General features: G+C 45.3%; 13 protein-coding genes. 11 read left to right on the top strand and 2 right to left on the bottom strand.

Annotated elements, in window-relative coordinates:
• Window positions 1-128 precede the first annotated feature (128 nt).
• On the top strand, window positions 129-2,348 hold the full coding sequence (locus J2736_RS08425) for an alpha-galactosidase (protein ID WP_310225407.1): 2,220 nt from the start codon (window positions 129-131) through the stop codon (window positions 2,346-2,348).
• A gap of 427 nt (window positions 2,349-2,775) precedes the next feature.
• Entirely contained in the window at window positions 2,776-3,369 is a 594-nt protein-coding gene (locus J2736_RS08420) for an ankyrin repeat domain-containing protein (RefSeq protein ID WP_310225405.1), read from the top strand.
• A 49-nt stretch (window positions 3,370-3,418) separates the two neighbouring features.
• Here J2736_RS08420 and J2736_RS08415 read toward each other — a convergent pair whose 3' ends face one another.
• Window positions 3,419-4,255: a helix-turn-helix domain-containing protein gene (locus J2736_RS08415; RefSeq protein WP_310225403.1), complete on the bottom strand. Its 837-nt coding sequence runs from the start codon at window positions 4,253-4,255 to the stop codon at window positions 3,419-3,421.
• 162 nt (window positions 4,256-4,417) lie between these two features.
• Between J2736_RS08415 and J2736_RS08410 the strand changes: the two genes are divergently transcribed.
• Window positions 4,418-5,551 (top strand): glycoside hydrolase family 88 protein, encoded by a 1,134-nt coding sequence (locus tag J2736_RS08410; protein WP_310225401.1) that lies wholly within the window; start codon window positions 4,418-4,420, stop codon window positions 5,549-5,551.
• Between the two features lie 95 nt (window positions 5,552-5,646).
• Here the strand turns inward: J2736_RS08410 and J2736_RS08405 are convergent, their stop codons facing one another.
• A complete protein-coding gene (locus J2736_RS08405) occupies window positions 5,647-7,227 on the bottom strand; it encodes a HEAT repeat domain-containing protein (RefSeq protein ID WP_310225399.1) in 1,581 nt (526 codons plus the stop codon).
• A 139-nt stretch (window positions 7,228-7,366) separates the two neighbouring features.
• Between J2736_RS08405 and J2736_RS08400 the strand changes: the two genes are divergently transcribed.
• From J2736_RS08400 to helD, 8 genes are all read left to right on the top strand, one after another.
• Window positions 7,367-8,230, top strand: coding sequence for an AraC family transcriptional regulator (locus J2736_RS08400; protein ID WP_310225398.1), 864 nt, complete (start codon window positions 7,367-7,369; stop codon window positions 8,228-8,230).
• An 86-nt stretch (window positions 8,231-8,316) separates the two neighbouring features.
• Complete coding sequence (locus J2736_RS08395; protein WP_310225396.1) at window positions 8,317-8,982, top strand: GntR family transcriptional regulator; 666 nt, start codon at window positions 8,317-8,319, stop codon at window positions 8,980-8,982.
• Window positions 8,983-9,015: 33 nt separating this feature from the next.
• On the top strand, window positions 9,016-10,113 hold the full coding sequence (locus J2736_RS08390) for a mandelate racemase/muconate lactonizing enzyme family protein (protein ID WP_310225394.1): 1,098 nt from the start codon (window positions 9,016-9,018) through the stop codon (window positions 10,111-10,113).
• Between the two features lie 129 nt (window positions 10,114-10,242).
• A complete protein-coding gene (locus J2736_RS08385; RefSeq protein ID WP_310225393.1) occupies window positions 10,243-11,151 on the top strand; it encodes a hypothetical protein in 909 nt (302 codons plus the stop codon).
• A gap of 122 nt (window positions 11,152-11,273) precedes the next feature.
• The gene (locus J2736_RS08380; RefSeq protein ID WP_310225390.1) at window positions 11,274-13,139 is read left to right on the top strand and encodes a hypothetical protein; all 1,866 of its coding nucleotides are present in this window, start codon (window positions 11,274-11,276) and stop codon (window positions 13,137-13,139) included.
• A gap of 85 nt (window positions 13,140-13,224) precedes the next feature.
• Window positions 13,225-13,752 (top strand): DinB family protein, encoded by a 528-nt coding sequence (locus J2736_RS08375; protein WP_397340266.1) that lies wholly within the window; start codon window positions 13,225-13,227, stop codon window positions 13,750-13,752.
• Between the two features lie 154 nt (window positions 13,753-13,906).
• Entirely contained in the window at window positions 13,907-15,154 is a 1,248-nt protein-coding gene (locus J2736_RS08370; protein WP_310225385.1) for a DUF4153 domain-containing protein, read from the top strand.
• A 238-nt stretch (window positions 15,155-15,392) separates the two neighbouring features.
• Window positions 15,393-17,819: an RNA polymerase recycling motor HelD gene (gene helD / locus J2736_RS08365; protein WP_310225383.1), complete on the top strand. Its 2,427-nt coding sequence runs from the start codon at window positions 15,393-15,395 to the stop codon at window positions 17,817-17,819.
• Window positions 17,820-17,949 lie beyond the last annotated feature (130 nt).

Raw genomic sequence — 17,949 nt, 5'->3', positions numbered from 1 at the left:
TTAAAATGCACAGTTTTTCTGTAGCAGCATAGGAAAAGACACGTTTCCTTACAAATTTAACCTATTTTCAAGTCGAGGAAACGTGATACTTTGTTGGGATAATGATTTCTAACTTGCGAGGTGTTGGTATGCCTATTCTGTACGATGAAGCCCATCAGTTGTTCCATCTCATGACTGCACAGACAAGTTATGCTTTTCAAGTCACCCAATGGGGACTGCTTGCACATACGTATTGGGGAAAAAAGGTGCGCACAGATAACCTTCACAGGAATCTAGAACTTCGCGCTCGCAGTACAGTCTCGCCTCGTCCCGACCCCTCTGAACCTGCGTACTCTCCAGATACAATTCCGCAGGAATTTCCTGCCTACGGCGCTGGAGATTTCCGTGCTCCAGCCTTTGAAGTACTGCTTGCAAATGGCACTTCCGTCACTGATTTGACATACCGATCGCACCGCATAATGAATGGGAAACCCACGTTGGAGGGATTGCCGGCAACTTATGTGGAAGCGGAGGAGGAAGCGCAGACGCTGGAGATCGAGCTCTATGATGCACAGATCGGATTGTCTGTGTTTCTGACCTACACCGTCTACGCCTCGTATGATGCAATCACTCGTTCAGCAAGGTTTGTTCATAGTGGCCACGAACTGCTGAGACTTCAACGCGTGTTGACAATGAGTATCGATTTGCCCCATTCTGACTTTGATTTCCTTCATTTGTCTGGTGCACATCTTCGGGAAAGGGCGATTTATCGCAGGCAGCTCACGCCAGGTGGTCATACGGTAGAAAGCAGACGCGGTGTGAGCGGTCATCAGCAGAATCCTTTCGTAGCGCTGCTATCCAAAGGGACGGATGAGAACCAGGGAGAAGTTTACGGATTTAGTCTCATTTATAGCGGCAGCTTTCTTGCACACGCGGAAGTAGATCAGTTCTTTACAACGAGAGTACAGATGGGGGTTAATCCATTTGATTTCAGCTGGCTGCTCTCGCCAGGGGAATTCTTCCAAACACCAGAGGTGGTGTTAGTATTCTCTGCTCAAGGATTGGGTGGAATGTCCCGTATCTATCATCGTCTTTACCGTGATCGACTTTGCCGTGGCTCATACCGACACAAGGAACGGCCGATTCTTATTAACAATTGGGAGGCTACGTATTTCGACTTCAATGCTGATAAACTGGAGCACATTGCCAAAGAAGGTTCAAGTCTTGGCATGGAGTTGTTCGTGTTAGATGACGGTTGGTTCGGCAAACGCAACAGCGACAACGTGTCACTGGGTGACTGGGTTGTGAATCCGAGCAAACTGCCAGACGGGCTGCAGGATCTCGCTGATCGCATTGCAAGGCAAGGTATGCAGCTGGGACTTTGGTTCGAGCCGGAGATGGTTTCGCCGGACAGTGACCTTTACCGTACACATCCCGACTGGTGCTTACATGTACCTGATCGGCGGCGTACGGAAAGTCGAAGCCAATTAGTTCTCGATCTATCTCGCAACGACGTTGTTGAGTACGTTGTAGAGGCCGTGTGCAGCGTGCTGGAAAGCGCCCCAATTGCTTATGTGAAGTGGGACCTCAATCGCAATTTCACAGAGATCGGCTCCAAGCTTCTGCCGAAAGAACGGCAGCGTGAGACGGCGCATCGTTACATGCTTGGTTTGTACGGAGCACTCGAGCGAATCACATCGAAGTTTCCCCATATCTTATTCGAAAGCTGTGCAGGTGGCGGTGGTCGCTTCGATCCGGGCATGCTTTATTACATGCCGCAAACATGGGCAAGCGATAACTCTGACGCGGTAAGCCGTCTGCAAATCCAATACGGTACTAGTTTGGTCTATCCACCCGTGACCATGGGCGCGAATGTGTCTGCAGTGCCCAATCATCAAATTAGCCGAATGTCCCCCTTGCAGACCCGCGGTTATGTTGCGATGTCAGGATCCTTCGGGTATCAACTCGATTTAACCAAGCTAAATGAAGATGAGAAGTTGGCTATTCGCGAGCAAGTTGCCCTCTACAAAGAAATTAGAAGTATTGTGCAATTTGGCGACTTTTATCGCTTGTTAAACCCATTTGAAATAGGAGAAGCTGCGTGGATGTTTGTAACAGAGGATCGTAAGGAAGCCGTAGTGTTCTATTTCCAGGTACAGGCTGCGGTTGCGGGTCAAATAAAAAGACTGCGGCTTAACGGGTTGGACGAAAAGTTCAACTACCGACTTCTAAGCGGAGGACATATCGGGGGAAGTGACCAGGGGGACGTCTTCGGTGGTGACTATCTGCAGCGAGTTGGATATGTGTTACCTGCTCTCAAAGGAGATTACCAAAGCCTAATTATTCGTCTTGCGGCTCGTACATGCTGATGTATGCCGGATTAAATGTCCCTGTTCTAATAGGGGACTATGCCAGTTGTTCCTGGAAGCTGCAACGGAAAGGGATGAAGTCCGCGTAAAACGCGGGCTTTTTGGTGCTATTAAGCGATTGGAGCGGAGAACTGCAAAAATACATCTTTTTTAAGGAGAATAGACTATTTATCGAAGAATTGCTGCAAAAATACATCCTTTTCTACCGATATGCCATAAAAAGGCTGAGTGGGGTGAAAAAAGATGCATATTCGCATCTTTCCTAATGGATTGTGACTTATCTAATGGAAAAAGATGCAGATTCGCATCTATTTTAGGTTCTGACTTTTCGAGGATGGAGAAGCAGTGTATCACATGTATATCGAACACTTCTAATTATGGCATAATGGAATGGCGGGGCATTTTTGAAAGGGAGGTAGATACATAGATGAGTCAATCATTGATAGCTGCCGTTGAGCGCGGTGACATTGAGCAAGTACAGCAACTCCTGAGCAATGGTGTTAACTTGAATGAGCAGGACAACAGAGGTAGGACGGCCATTATGGCAGCCACACATGCCAACAATCCAGCGATTGTAAAGCTATTAATTGATGCTGGAGCCGATATCCATATCAAGGACGCCATGCAGGATAACCCTTTTCTATACGCTGGAGCAGAAGGGCTTCTTTCTATTTTACAGCTCCTAATTGAAGCTGGGGCCAATACGAAGCTGACGAACCGTTACGGGGGGAATGCGCTCATCCCTGCAGCAGAAAAAGGACATTTGGAAAATGTGCGAGTGCTGCTTACAACGACTGATGTGGATGTCAACCACATTAACAATTTGGGTTGGACCGCGTTGCTTGAAGTTGCTATTCTCACCAATGGCGGACCCAAGTATCAAGACATCACCCGACTTCTCATTGAACATGGTGCCAACGTGCATATAGCTGATCGGGACGGCGTTACCGCGCTTCAGCATGCGAAACGAAATCGATTTACTGAAATCGAGCAGATATTAAGACTTGCTGGCGCGAAGTAGAGTTTATATATTCGGGAAGCAGAGGAGGCAGAGGAGACAGCCTCACTTTCTATGAATATCCCTTCGGCGAAACACCAGTAATTTTCTTAAATGCCTTATAGAAATTAGAGTAGTCCTCGAAGCCTGTCATTTTACATACTTCTGCTGGTGGAATGGATAACTTTAGTAATTCAATCGCCTTAGCGATGCGTTTATGAATGATATATTGTTTAAAACTATACCCTGTTACTTTTTTGAAGAGATGAGAGAAGTAATAGCGATTCATATAGAAGACTTCCTCAATATGCTGGAGTGTCAGTTGCTGGTATAGGTGATTATGTATATACGTGACGATATGTTCAATTTTGGCATGATAGTTGCCCTCAAGCTCAAAAGTATGCAGATGTGTGGCGATCAGCTCATTAAGATGGATGAGGAGTCGGATAAACGTTAATTCAATGAGCACCTGACTTGCTGGTTGCTGATTACGATTATGTTCTTCAATCTCCGTGAAATAGCCGCTTAGTTGTTCTACTAGCTTGCTCGGGATGCGATTAAAGCTTCCGGGCTTTTTGCGTTCAAAATATTGCAAAATGGGATAGTTCATCTGCTGATAATGTTGACAGAATTCCGGCGTGAAAAAAATGAGGATTCGTTCATAGCTAGCATCACTCGTAAAATAAGGACGATGCATTTCCCTATTATTAATAATTAATAGATCCCCAGGATTGAGGGAGTACGTCATCTCTTCTACTTGATAATCGACATTGCCAGAGATTAAATAATAGATTTCGTAGCAATCCAACGTATAAGTGTGGTGTTGGTTGTCATGAGGACTTTGCGTAATGGAGTGGATGTAGCTAAATGCGTTATTTAGCAAGGAGATGGTGGTAAGAATTTCATTCATAGCGGCCCTCGGTGGCTAAGATTTAATATGTTAACTATATCATAAAAGGCAAAATGAAAAAGCAACTTTTGCAATGTATCACGCAAAGTCTACCATAGGTAGAAACTTCGATTCTCGCTATACTTAGCATATTCAAACAGATTTGTTCAGGGAGGCAACAAGATGAAAGCGATTTTACAGGAGAATAAAGCTTACATTCAAGGGACATGGGATCGAATTACTGCGAAAATAGCCAAGACCTCTACCCGCATTCAAGACGGGTTCCCGCACACGACGAATAACGGGGTCTATGATGATTGGCATGATGAACTTTCCTGGTGGACCAATTCATTCTGGGCTGGCATTCTATGGCAGCTGTACAAAGACACGAATACCGATGAGTACAAGCAATATGCGCAAAGTATTGAGAAAAAATTAGATCAGGTTCTCCACAGTTACGATGAGTTACATCATGATGTAGGCTTTATGTGGTTGTTAACAAGTGTATTGAACTACGATCTTACAGGTAATCAACAAGCAAGACAACGCGCTATGCTTGCAGCCAATGTACTTTCCGCCAGGTACAATCTAGCAGGCGGCTACATCCGTGCTTGGAATGGAGAAGGCACAGAAGGCTGGGCTATTATCGATTGCATGATGAATATTCCGCTGTTGTTCTGGGCTACTGAACAAAGTAAGGATGATCGCTTTAAGCATATCGGTATTCAACACGCAGACAAGACAATAAAGGCCTTTATCCGAGAAGATGGTTCGGTGAATCATATTGTTAGCTTTGACAAGGAGACAGGCGAAGTCCTGGATAATCCAAGAGGACAAGGCTATGAGAGCGGTTCGTCCTGGTCGCGAGGTCAGAGCTGGGCGATATACGGCTTCGCGCAAACATTCAGCTGGACACAAAAACCAGAGTATTTGCACGCAGCCAAACGAATTGCACATTATGTGTTAGCCTGCCTACCACTCACGGGGTACGTGCCATTGTGTGATTATAGACAGCCGCAAGAATCTCCGTTGCTAGATAGCAGTGCAGGAGCTATTACCGCGTGCGGCTTAATTGAAATTGCCAAGGCTGTGCCAGAAGCAGAAAAGGCGTTGTATCTTCAATCGGCCCTATTCATTCTTAAAGCACTCGATGAAAAATGTGCAATCTGGGATCTTTCGGATGAGTGTATTCTGACCAACGCGACAGCGGCCTTCCATCCCGGTAACAATAAGCGCACAGCGGTTGAGAATGGTGCACTCATTTATGGTGATTATTATTATGTCGAAGCAATAAGTAAGCTGAAGGAACTCTTATAAGTCTTTCGTTGCGTTAGCTATTTTACAGCGCACAAAGAAGAAGCTGTTCAAAGTCGATTTAGACTTTTTGAACAGCCTCTTGTGCGTTGGACGATCTAGAACGTACTTGCTTTGCTTGTATCTGGACACCAGCGAGCAGAGCGAATAAATCGAATTAAGATATCGACAGCTTCCTCCGTTCGCAGATGCGATAGTGCTTCCATGGCATAAGCTCTAACATAGCGATCCTTACTGCGCAGTGCTTGTTCAAGAGAATGAACAGTCTCATCCACTTGATCCACTTGCCCAGTTTGGCCGATACGCAGGAGGGAAAGTGCTGCGGCATAGCCGATTTTATTCGTAATGTAAGGTTGAAAGTTGGCGTTAGGCTTAGTGGACTCCTTATGAAGCGTGTCAGCATTCAGCTCATCTTGTAAAGAAGCCAGCAATACTTTTGCAATAGCGGAGACGGCATGTTCACCAGGATGTTTAAGTAATCCTAATGCTTCAACGGCATGTCGACGTACCCATTCACTCTCATCGTGAAGGCTAGAGATCAACGAAGATACCACTTCGCCTTCCGATGAACCAATCATGCCGAGCACGAAAACCGCCAATGCTCTCCGATGTTGATCTTCATGATGCAACATGCGGAGCAGCTGGGGAATTGCTTGCACGCCTGCTCCGTGCAGCCCGTATGCTGCACGTTCTGCTGCTAGTTTCGAGCCCACTGTCATCTGCTGTATCAAGGCTCCCACTCCTGGAGTGCCAAGTTGCCCGAGCGCATAAGCTGCATTCAGAGCTGTCGTTTCCGTGTGATCGTTTACTAGCGGAGCTAGGGATGACGCGCAGGAAGCGGCCTCCACACCCAGTAGTCCTAATTCATCGGCTGCACATCCGCGATTGAAGGGATCTTCATTTTCAAGCTGTTGCCGTAAGGCAACTAGTCGCTCCTCAGAAGCTACTTGACGAACTTGCTTAGACGCATCATCTCCACGCAGCCATTGCCACACATCCTGCCACAACGTCTTATGGACAGCGGGTAAGCCCTCCGGAATAAGCAGCTCTTTCTGTTGATGATTCCAGCTTGGCGACGTAGGTGCCTGCAGTCTGAGGAACTGGAATTTGAGCATGTAACGATCTATATTTGAGATATTCAGGGATGCTTTATGCCACAAGTCAAAGTGGACTAAAACCATCGTACCTGCCTTACCTGTGGGCAAGTAGGTCTCGCCTCGTTCACCAAGGAATTTCTCGTAGTATTGGCTGCCAGGCATGATGGCAGTAGGTCCAAGCTCCTCCGTAACGTCTTGCGTGTAATAGAAGACCATAGCCCACCAAGGTCGATGGCTGCGCATGGCGGACCAATACCCATCTTTATGCCATTGTCCACCACCAGGCATTTCACTCCCCGGTCGGTTGTAATGACAGTGGCGATGAGGATGCATGTAGTAGTCAGGACCGAGAACGCTGCTCAAGGCCCCTTTGACAATCGGTGTCTCAAATAGCTGCTGAATATCTGGCACACGAGGGAGTATGTTATTTCCTGGATTCCCTTCATTATGCAATACATAATGAATCTGCTTCATAATACGATTATGAAGTTGAAAGGGTAAGTCGTTTTGCAGTACTAAAAAGCCCTTGGTAATAAACTGGAGCATTTGTTCATCAGTCAGTAAGTAGTTGCTGTCTAACATCGTACATCCTCCCTGTAGATCGTTATTTATACGATAAACATTACAAGGTTCGGTGTGATTTGTATTTGCAAGATCGTCAAATCTTTGTACAATCGTCATATGAAATTCATTTACATGAAGGATGGGACGGTGATCAAGGTTGAACTTTGCAGATATCCATCCATACGTCTACTATGCTACTCGGTATCCGTTCTCCAAGGCTCAGTCAAGTAACAATCGGGTTAGTTATGTGGCTTCACTCTACCTGATAAGTGAAGGGAAGGGGACCCTTCACACAGGAGGCCGAACCTATGAAACGGGAGTGGGTTCTCTCGTATACGTACCGGCGGGGCAGCTTCACCATTGGATTGCTGATCGGGATGACCCGATGGTCCACGTCTGCTGTTATTTTGATTGGGCCTATATAGATCGACAAACGCACTTCTCTTATCCAGCCAAAATTTGTTTTCATTCGGAGACGTTAATTTCTCATTTAATTGGACCTGAATTTCCTTATGTTTTGCCCGTCCATTTAAACGTGGAAAAGCTTCGGGTGTGGGTGGATTTCTTCGAGAAATTTTACACGGACAATCAGTATGTCAATGATCGGACATACATGCGTAATTTGCGAATACAGAGTAATTTCCAACAGTTTATCGAGTTTTATTTGACGTTTGCCTTGAAAAAAGAACACATCCCCAATCTTTACATGTCTAAATTGCTCGAGCGATTGGATCAGGATCTGGTACAAGGAAAACTGCAACCTTTTGAGACTTACTATCGAGAGTTAAGTATAAGTCGCGGTTATTTTTTTGACCTATTTAAACAGGCTACGGGAATGACACCGACACAATATGTTACACAGTACCGAGTTAATCGGGCTAAGGAAGATCTCCTTTTTTCAAGTTTGACGATTACGGAAATTGCAGAGAAGCACGGTTTTTCATCCCTGCATTATTTTTCGAAATTGTTTGACAAGTTGCACGGTCAGTCACCACGAGCATACCGCGATCAGAATCGGTAGTTGTATGTATCGTTAAATTAACTATTTATTTCGAATCATAAATCGTGTATGATTTATGATATGAGGTAAAAGAAAAGGTGGCTACGATGAAAAAAGGCTTAAACCGTTATGTTTTGACCGATGAAATCTATACGTTATTAAAGGCACAAATCCTTCAGCATGACATCCCATCCGGTGAAAAGATTAATATTGATCAGTTGGCCCGTGATCTTGAAGTGAGCAATATTCCGATTCGTGAAGCACTCTCACGGTTAATGGCGGAAGAATTGGTGTATACGGTGCCTTTCAAGGGGATGTATGTGGCTCAGATTTCAATGCAAGAGTTGGATGATATGTATGAAATCCGTAAGGAGCTGGAATCATTAGCGATTCGCAAAGCGCTGCCGCAAATTCCAGAGGAGAAGATTGCTAATTTAGATCAGCAAATGAAAATATGGTCGACAAGTCATCCTGCCGAAGATGAGGACAAAGTTGCCTTAATCGCAGAGATGAACCAGAGCTTGCACGGTTTGATACTAGAATATTGTGACAACCTGGCACTAAGAAACCTGATTCATGTGTATATTGATCGCATTCAACGTTATTCATCACTCTTCCAGAAGGGAATGGAACAGCAACTATTACAGGATGAGTGGAATGAACACATGCTAGTCGTTCAAGGCTTAATGGCAAGGGATACTGTGATGGCAGAGGATGCTTTACTACAGCACTTAAGCCATTCACATCAACGAACCCGAGGTTTTATTTGCTAAGGTAGGATAGTTACAACAAAGGAGATGGATGCCATGAAAATTACGAAAGTTGAGAGTTTTGTTTTGCATGTACCGATTACACCCCCGATAACAGATGCAATTAACATAGCTACTCATTGGGGATTAGCAGGCGTTCGGATTTATACAGATGAAGGCTTTGTTGGCTATGGTTACACAGGGACTTGTGCCAATGGTGATGGGATGATCGTGGATACCATTGATAACTACTATGCACCTCTCTTGATTGGCAAAGATCCTTTCATGGTCAGAGCACTCTGGGAGGAGATGCGTTTTGGCAAGATGCACTGGATCGGTCGAGCAGGCGTGACACACATGGCGCTTGCTGCTGTGGATATTGCCCTGTGGGACATCATGGCGAAAGCCTCCAATAAACCACTTTGGCAGTATCTTGGGGGAGCGAAGACGAAACCGATTAAAGCCTATAATACCAATGGCGGCTGGTTGAACTGGTCGCAAGATCGGTTGCTCAAGGATGTAACGGAGATCGTAGAATCAGGCTTTACAGGTGTCAAAATTAAGGTCGGTAAGCCCGATCCGCGTGAGGATTATCTTCGCTGTAAAGCGGTTAGAAAAGCGATCGGTGAAGAGGTTATTTTCATGATCGATGTGAATCAACAATGGGATATCAATACGGCGATGACTTGGGGCAAAAAACTAGAAGAATTCGATCTCTTCTGGCTAGAAGAGCCATTGAATCCGGATGATATTATGGGGCATAAGAAGCTAGCAGACGAGCTCAATGTTCCCATTGCACTTGGCGAGCATGTGTATAATAAATATGCGTTCCGTGATTACATTCATCAAGGTGCGATTGAATATTGTCAAGTTGACGTTACCCGCGTAGGTGGGATTACAGAGTGGTTACAAGTAGCGGGCTTAGCGGCATCCTATGATGTGCCGATCTGTCCGCACGTAGGCGATATGGGACAAATTCATCAGCATCTTGTAGCTGCGACGCCGAGTGCCATCATGTTGGAGTACATTCCATGGATTCGACATATCTTCGAGGAGCCTGCTACGGTGATAGATGGACACTATGTGTTGCCGCAGATGCCAGGAGCTTCGACTACGATTCTCCCAACCTATTTTGAGCAATATCGAGTTAGATAATGGTTCGCCAACTGCTAGAATAAGGGGCAAAAATAAACGAATCCCCCGTTTAATTTGTCCACACGATTTTCTATCGTTTTGCATCTCCTATAGTAGATAGAGCTACTAGATACTAGGAGGAGATAGATAATGGCAACTGTTTCTGTTGTTAGCATTTTTACTAGGGGGGCAAGATCTAGCGATACGTTTGAAATGCGCAGAGCTAGAGTACAAAGCGATCTTAGTCGTGCAACTGAAGCATGGGGGACCGGATTTTTCCCAGGCGTTCGTGGTAATATAAACTTTGTTTCCTTGAATGAGTATTACATCTCAGATGTAACGATTCCATCGAATACGGTTTCGAGTGTGAATGATGAAAGGGTGCAATCGCTAATTTTACAAGCAAGAACGGTAAACAACAATGCGACTGCGCTTTATGTTGTTTACGTAAGCGGCGGTAATTTGAGCTCTGGTGCGGTAGGAAATGGCGGACCCCAGATCATAAATTTTAATAACACAAATAACTATGGCGTTTATGGACAGACAGTCTTATCGGACAATGCGGCCGATTCGTATCTGTTAGCGCATGAAGCTGGACACGCGCTTTTCGGGCGGTTTACAAGCAATAGTTCCAACAGCTTTACAATCAATGATCCATCGAACCCAGGGAATGACCATAATAATAATCCGCAAAACTTGATGAACGGTTTCGTCCCAGCGAGCGCGCCTTTCATTAATGAAGCTCAGGCTACAGTTGCACTTCAGAGCCGAATGCTGCTGGAGAACTCAACGATCCAAATGGCTACCGTAAGTCTAAGTGCATCCGGGCAAACAGCAAGCATCAGTCATGCTCCGAATCATACGTTGCAGAAGGTACCTGCTTGTCCGTGTTGTGACCGACCTAAGCCTCCAGAAGAATCCGAGAGAGAGAGAAGGATCAATAAAGCCATTAGCAAACTGATTAAAGAAATTGGTCCAGATAAGATTAATCCTAAGTTCAAACCTCCGCACGATCCGTTTAAGCATTGCAAATGTAAATGTAATGACCATCATCATTAAGTAGGAGAGGCTGCCCAGGGAGGGCAGCCTTTTCTATGTCAATTGGCACTTGGTTTCCCATTAATTTCCTATATGATTTGGTTAGCGGTACACAGCTTTGATCATACAAAGAGGAGGTAACGATGGCCTACACACGTTTGATTGTTGTGGTGATGGTGTTTGAAGTACTGATCTCGGCACTAGTTGGTCTTGGCTTATACTGGGGGTTTTCCGTGTTTCCCTATTCTCCGTCAACGGTATCGACAACGGCTGCTATGGGAAACGTCGGATTTAACGCAACGATTCCGTTATATATGCCTTCGCTTAAGGACCTGAAAATCCCATATACGTATCTTCAGGCAGGGACAAACGTATGGGGAATCACAGCCATTCTGGTTTCATTGGCTGTCATGGGATTGCAAAGTTTTGTTCGAGGCATGTACCTTGGGGGTTTGAAAGGATGGGTTCTGAACCGTAAGGTCGTCCCGCTATTTGCTTGTGGATGCAGGTACTTCAGCGATATGATCGCTTGGTCGTTATTTCAAGGCGTAATAAGCGTGTTGACTCTCGTCCTTGCTGCAGTTTTCTTTCCTTTGGGTCTCGTCTTGATAATTACAATCATGTTGTACTCACTTACACCGTATTTGATAGTTCTTCAAGATATTCCTTTCCATGAGGCAATAGGGAAAGCTCCGCGGCTATTTAGGCGCTATTTTACCTCCATGCTGCCGCTTGCGTTGTTTACGATGCTGTGCACGTTAGTAATCAGCTCCTTGCAGACTTGGGCTGCCCCTTGGGGATTTGTGGTACCCTTAATAGCTTACTCATTCATAGGGACCTGGTTAATTGGTTCGTTTATGAGTCACCTCTCTGTCAAACTGAGTCTAGACCGCCGACCGGCTTCAGAACTGCTATCGGATGAGGTCCGAACACGTAGAATTGTAAACATTCTCGTTGTACTGCTTGTGCCAGTGCTTCTTGCAACAGGTAGCCTCACTGCTGTGGGCAAGCACTTAAGTGCGTTTGATTGGGGGAGTAAAGAGCGGCTCGAAGGCGTTGCTTATTCCAATACCTTCTCAGATGTCTTCCACGCATCCCAGCAACAATATACTGCTTATGAATGGCAGAACAACGGTTACCATATGGAAATAAAACTGCCGGATTTATCGAAATCGAAGCCTGATGAACTGCGAGGGATAGCCGACATCACGTGGCAAATCAATGAGGAAGTCCGTATCAAGAATGGAAACTCGGTGTATGAAACTGCTCAGTCGGTTGTTAAGAAGAGTCGTTTGATGTATCGCCTTGTTAGGGAGACCGCCGCTGACGGCAGCAACTACTATTCTAGTTTACATGGTTTTTCCACGATCCTTCCAGGTGAGGCGCGGCCTCGGGATCCATTGTCCGTACAAATCATGGTAAGTGAAAACGGAAAGCATGTGTTTGTCTTGCAATACCCGACGCGATTTGATGTCTCCAAGGTGTTCCGTGTATCGAAGGATGGGAAGTATTTGATCCCGGCAACAAGTCAAGTAAATCCGATGGATTTTCATGCCTATTGGTTAACGGCAGATCAGCGAGTAGAGAATCTATTCGAATTGTTGGCGGCTAAAAATGAGTTTAATATTATAGGTACGATGAACCGCGCTTACCTTATGCTAGCTTGTGCGCTGCAGGAAGGTGACGGTCACATGGTCAACATGGTGCTAGGTACGATGCGGAGATCTGGCATTATCGTGAAAGCACCAGATTGGAATGACGAGACTTGGACCGACAACTTGCGTAACCGATATCAAGGTGCCGATGTCCAGAAGTCCCTGGAACTGCTGTCTAAAGCTGGCATTCAGGGTGGTTATGAAAGTAAGAAGCTTTCGGAGCAAAGCAATGAAAAAATTCGTGCGCAGCGGTTAGAAGTGCCTTTTCCAAACAGCATAGTGCCAATAACGTTTGAGGAAAATATAGCAGATGGGAAATTACTGTCTATTCAAGTTTTCGAGGAAGGAAGTTAGAGAGCAGGAACGTAGAGTTCTTTCGCGAATTACTAAAAGTCGGGCGTTACGGCCGTTCTGAACAACTACCATGCCGGAGGAAAATATGATCAACATGAACAATATTTATCTCATTACGGATATACCAGGTTATACACCCCAAGTTAGTCGGTTACTATCGATGATGAACTATGCCAGATATGTCACCTTAGAAATGACGAAAAATTTAACTGTGCAGCAACTGGATTTCTTGTTAGACGCGAAAAGCAATTCCATCGGTGCCTTATTATCACATTGTGCAGCGGTCGAATACGCCTATCAAGTTGAAACGTTTGAAAAGCGAGATTTGAATGAAGAAGAGATGCTCATCTGGGGAGCCGCGATCAATCTAGGTGATGAAGGTCGTGAAAAGATTAAAGGGAATGCGATCGATTATTATGTAAATACCTTAAATGAAATCAGGAATCGTACGTTTGAGTTGTTTAAGACCGTTGATGATGAGTGGTTATATCAAGAAGAAGAGTTTTGGTATAAAAAGCAAGCTAATCATTATTTTATGTGGTTCCACGTCATGGAAGATGAAATCAACCATAGAGGACAGATCAGCTTGATTAAGAAACGAACACTAGGATAATTACATCAGAAGGCAGTTGACCCAGTGGGTTGGCTGCCTTTTCTACATAACGACAATTATATCGTTATATTCGGTAATTATATATTGCAAAACGATAAATTGTGAGTTAATATCAAATTGACGAAAGTGACAAAGATGAGAGGGAGGTATAACCGTGGACATCAACAATCGGATTATCGAACATATGACGAATCCCCACGAGCTAGAGAGAATGTTTAGACAGGATCCCGATGCTTTTAAACAGTCTTTCACAGCCGCATGGCAACACAACCCTCATTCGGAGGTGCTTGCCGTTTGGCACGAAAGATTGCATTTCAAGGAGAGCGTACATACAGAAAAAGCGCCCCTGTTTCAGAAAAATTTTATCTTCATGGGGATCTTAGCTATATTGGCAGGGTTATTCACAAGGATTATTTTTCAATTTGTGGAACAAGAAACGATTGCCCCAATTAACTTGGCATTTGGTATTCTGCCCATCATGGCGATCTATTTTGTAACGAATAATCGTCCTAACCGAAATGTGCTCTACACGCTTGGCGCATTATTCCTAATCTCTTGTGTCTATCTGAATATACTGCCACTCGAGCAAACGGACAGTATGATCTTGGCTTATATTCATCTTCCCATTTTCTTATGGGTAGTTGTGGGGCTAGCTTTTACAGGAAATGACTATCGGAAAGGGAGTACTAGGTTAGCTTATCTGAAGTTTAATGGGGAATTCGGGATACTCTATGCGATCATGGCCATTAGCGGCATGCTTTTAACAGGACTAACAATGCAGCTATTTCGTTTTGTTGGTATGGATATTGGCGATTTCTATTTCAAAAATGTCGTATTATTTGGTGCAGCCGCGCTCTCCATTGTTGGTACTTATCTCGTAGCACGGAATCTTAGAATTGCTAAAAATATTGCACCTTATATAGCGAAAATTTTTAGTCCACTCGTATTGGCAACCCTATTGGTGTATCTGATCACGGTTATCTGGGTCGGGAAAAATCCTTTCATGGACCGCGATTTTCTGCTCTCCTTCAATGGCGTGCTTCTTAGTGTTTTGGCTGTCACCATTTTTTCCATAACTGAAAGCGGAACAGAAGAGAGGAAGAACCTGTCTGATTATATCAACTTAGGCCTCATTGTTCTTGCGCTCATCGTTGATAGTGTAGCCCTATCCGCGATCGTGTTCAGGCTTTCCTCTTACGGGATTTCACCGAACAGACTTGCTGTTCTTGGTGTGAACCTGCTAATCTGGGCTAATCTCATTTGGATCATGCTATCTTATCTACGGTTTCTACGAAATCAAACAGGTCCTACAGCGATCCAAGATGCCGTTACGAAGTATTTGCCCGTGTATGGGGTGTGGGCGGCAGTTGTAGCGTTTACGTTTCCTATCCTTGTTAAGTAGAGGAATCATAAGGCAACAAAAAGAAGAACCGGCAAAAAATGCCGGTTCTTCTTTTTGAATTAATCATTTACATGCGAGTGAGATCTATGTTAAAATCGAAAAGTCATTTCTGTTTTTATGAGTAAAAAATATAAAGTTAATGCATTTTATCTATAATTCAATTTTAGCATGATGACTTACCGTTTGTCAAACATTTTTTGTTTTTCTCATAAGACCACGAAGGAGAGTGTTCCTAAAGATGATAAATGCGAAAGATTGGCAGCAAGAACAAGAGCGGTTAACTACGGTTATGGACAAATTGCGAGGAACTATTGCTGAATTGGAACCGGAGGTATCCGGGTTGCGCGATCAGGTGACGGACATTCGCAAGCGCTTCTGGGAGGAAGTAACGATTAATACAAGCAACGCCGAAGATTTCGAAGAAACATTTTACAGCATGAAACAGCAAGAAGCTCTATTGTCTGAACGGGAGCGCAGTCACAGACAACGGATGCAGCGGTTGAAAAGTATGAAGCGGCTGCTAACGTCTCCTTATTTCGGGCGCATCGATTTTCAAGAGGAAGGAAGCAGCCTCAGCGAGCACATTTATATCGGTGTGTCATCCTTCGTTGATCGAGACGGGATAGACTTTCTTGTTTACGACTGGCGAACGCCTATCGCAAGCATGTATTATGACTTCTCGCCAGGAGCGGCGATTTATGATACGCCAGGAGGCCGAGTAACAGGGGACATGAGGTTGAAGCGTCAATACCAGATTAGCGGCGGTCAACTTCACACGGTATTCGACACCAGTGTAACGATTGGCGATGAATTGCTTCAGCAGGTGCTTGGCAAAGGCGCAGATACACAAATGAAGAGCATTGTAGCGACCATCCAAAGAGAGCAAAATGCGGTTATTCGGGATGATACAAGTGCTATGCTCATCGTGCAGGGAGCAGCAGGCAGCGGAAAAACTTCCGCGGCATTGCAACGGGCAGCCTACCTGCTATATAAGCACCGCGATAAACTAAAAGCGGATCAAATTGTGCTCTTTTCACCAAATCCGATGTTTAATAGTTATGTATCTACGGTTCTGCCAGAGCTCGGTGAGGAGAACCTGCAGCAAACGACGATGCAGGAATATCTGGCCTACTGGCTAGCCTCCACGTTCCAACTCGAGAACCCTTTTGACCAGATTGAATATGTCCTGTCAGGGACGAACTCATATGGCTATGAAGCACGGCTGAGCGGCATTCATTACAAAGCATCAAAATCTTATTTAAAGGCGCTTCAGCAGTATGGGCTGTGGTTGCGTAAAGAAGGAATGTTATTCCAAAGCATCCCTTTTCGAGATGGCGAGTTGGTATCCACGGAGCAGATGGAAGCCCAATTTTACAGCTACGACAGCTCAATTCGTCTAGCTAATCGGGTCGCTCTTTTGCAGGAATGGCTGCTGAAAAAACTATCCGTACTTGAACGTAAGGAGCGGAGGGCGCAATGGATTCAAGATGAACTCAACTATCTCGACAACGAACAATACGCAGAAGCCTACAAGGAGCTAGTACGGAGACATAAGCAAGAGGGAACTGTCATTCATTTTAACGAAGAATATGTGGGTATTTATGGTGATGCGGAAGAAGGGCTGGGTGAAGCCGAAGACTTTGACTTTGATTATGCCATGCAGGAAGAAGAGCTGCTGCGACAGATGATCGTGAAAGCATGGTTTAAACCACTAAGGCAGCAGGTGAAACGGCTAAAGTTCATCGATATGATCGGCCTGTATGCTCGTCTGTTCGGTGACGCGGCTGCCTATCAGGAAATGACGAACGAGATGGATATGCCTATGCATTGGCAGGAAATAAGCAAGCAAACAAAGGAGAAGTTGAGTCAGTCTGAGTTGTTTTACGAGGATGCGGCTCCCTTCCTGTTCTTGAAGGAGCTCGTCGAAGGCAATCGGACGAACACAGAAGTACGTCATTTATTCGTGGATGAAGGTCAGGATTACTCGCCGTTCCAATTTTACTTCCTCAAGATGCTTTTTCCTCGCGCTCGCATGACGGTGCTAGGAGATTTCAGTCAAGCGATCTTCCCGCAGGCGACGAATCTGCACGAGCTGGATTCGCCATTGACCAAGCTTTACGGAGAAGGCGAAACTAACCTCATTCGGCTTGTCCGAAGCTATCGCTCCACGCGCGAGATTGTGGCGTTTACGAAGGCGTTATTGCCGAACGAAGAGATTGTGCCTTTTGAGAGGAGTGGCCGAAAGCCCTGCCTCGTCAACGTTATCAGCAGCGAGAAGAGGGCCGAACGCATAATAGCCGACATCGCGGCGCTTCGGGCGGAAGGCTACGACTCTATCGCCGTTATTACGAGAACGGCAGACGAGAGCCGTCAGGCGTATGACGTCTTGCAATCGCAGGGCTCCGATGCGCTGCGGCTGATTACGAAGGAGACGCTCACGTTCGAGAAGGGAGCCATGGTGATTCCTTCATATCTGGCGAAGGGAGTCGAGTTCGACGCGGTTCTGATCTATGATGCCTCTTCTCAAACCTACGCTAGAGAAAGTGAACGCAAGCTCTTCTATACGGCATGTACGCGTGCGATGCACCGGCTTGTCCTCTACGCGACAGAGGAGTGGACGCCATTTATCCAAGCGATGGAGCCTCTCCTATATGAAGTAGAGTAATAAATCGAGTATTGCACGATGAAGAACAAGGAGCCCGCAGCTTACAGCAGCGTGGCTCCTTATTTGCTAGGCTCTTTTGAGCAAACGGTCTTATTTTCACTTTCACATGGTGCCAAGGTAGATTGATGTC

The sequence above is a fragment of the Paenibacillus qinlingensis genome (genome assembly GCF_031455095.1).
Taxonomy (GTDB): domain Bacteria; phylum Bacillota; class Bacilli; order Paenibacillales; family NBRC-103111; genus Paenibacillus_E; species Paenibacillus_E qinlingensis_A.
Note: the sequence above shows the minus strand (reverse complement) of the source record. Positions and strands in the feature narration are given on the sequence as shown.

What these genes read in the sequence shown, in the direction of transcription:
- J2736_RS08415 (WP_310225403.1), bottom strand. Translation starts at nt 4,255, where the DNA reads ATGAATGAAATTCTTACCACCATCTCCTTGCTAAATAACGCATTTAGC.
- J2736_RS08385 (WP_310225393.1), top strand. Translation starts at nt 10,243, where the DNA reads ATGGCAACTGTTTCTGTTGTTAGCATTTTTACTAGGGGGGCAAGATCT.
- J2736_RS08405 (WP_310225399.1), bottom strand. Translation starts at nt 7,227, where the DNA reads ATGTTAGACAGCAACTACTTACTGACTGATGAACAAATGCTCCAGTTT.
- J2736_RS08410 (WP_310225401.1), top strand. Translation starts at nt 4,418, where the DNA reads ATGAAAGCGATTTTACAGGAGAATAAAGCTTACATTCAAGGGACATGG.
- J2736_RS08390 (WP_310225394.1), top strand. Translation starts at nt 9,016, where the DNA reads ATGAAAATTACGAAAGTTGAGAGTTTTGTTTTGCATGTACCGATTACA.
- J2736_RS08420 (WP_310225405.1), top strand. Translation starts at nt 2,776, where the DNA reads ATGAGTCAATCATTGATAGCTGCCGTTGAGCGCGGTGACATTGAGCAA.
- J2736_RS08380 (WP_310225390.1), top strand. Translation starts at nt 11,274, where the DNA reads ATGGCCTACACACGTTTGATTGTTGTGGTGATGGTGTTTGAAGTACTG.
- helD (WP_310225383.1), top strand. Translation starts at nt 15,393, where the DNA reads ATGATAAATGCGAAAGATTGGCAGCAAGAACAAGAGCGGTTAACTACG.
- J2736_RS08425 (WP_310225407.1), top strand. Translation starts at nt 129, where the DNA reads ATGCCTATTCTGTACGATGAAGCCCATCAGTTGTTCCATCTCATGACT.
- J2736_RS08375 (WP_397340266.1), top strand. Translation starts at nt 13,225, where the DNA reads ATGATCAACATGAACAATATTTATCTCATTACGGATATACCAGGTTAT.
- J2736_RS08395 (WP_310225396.1), top strand. Translation starts at nt 8,317, where the DNA reads ATGAAAAAAGGCTTAAACCGTTATGTTTTGACCGATGAAATCTATACG.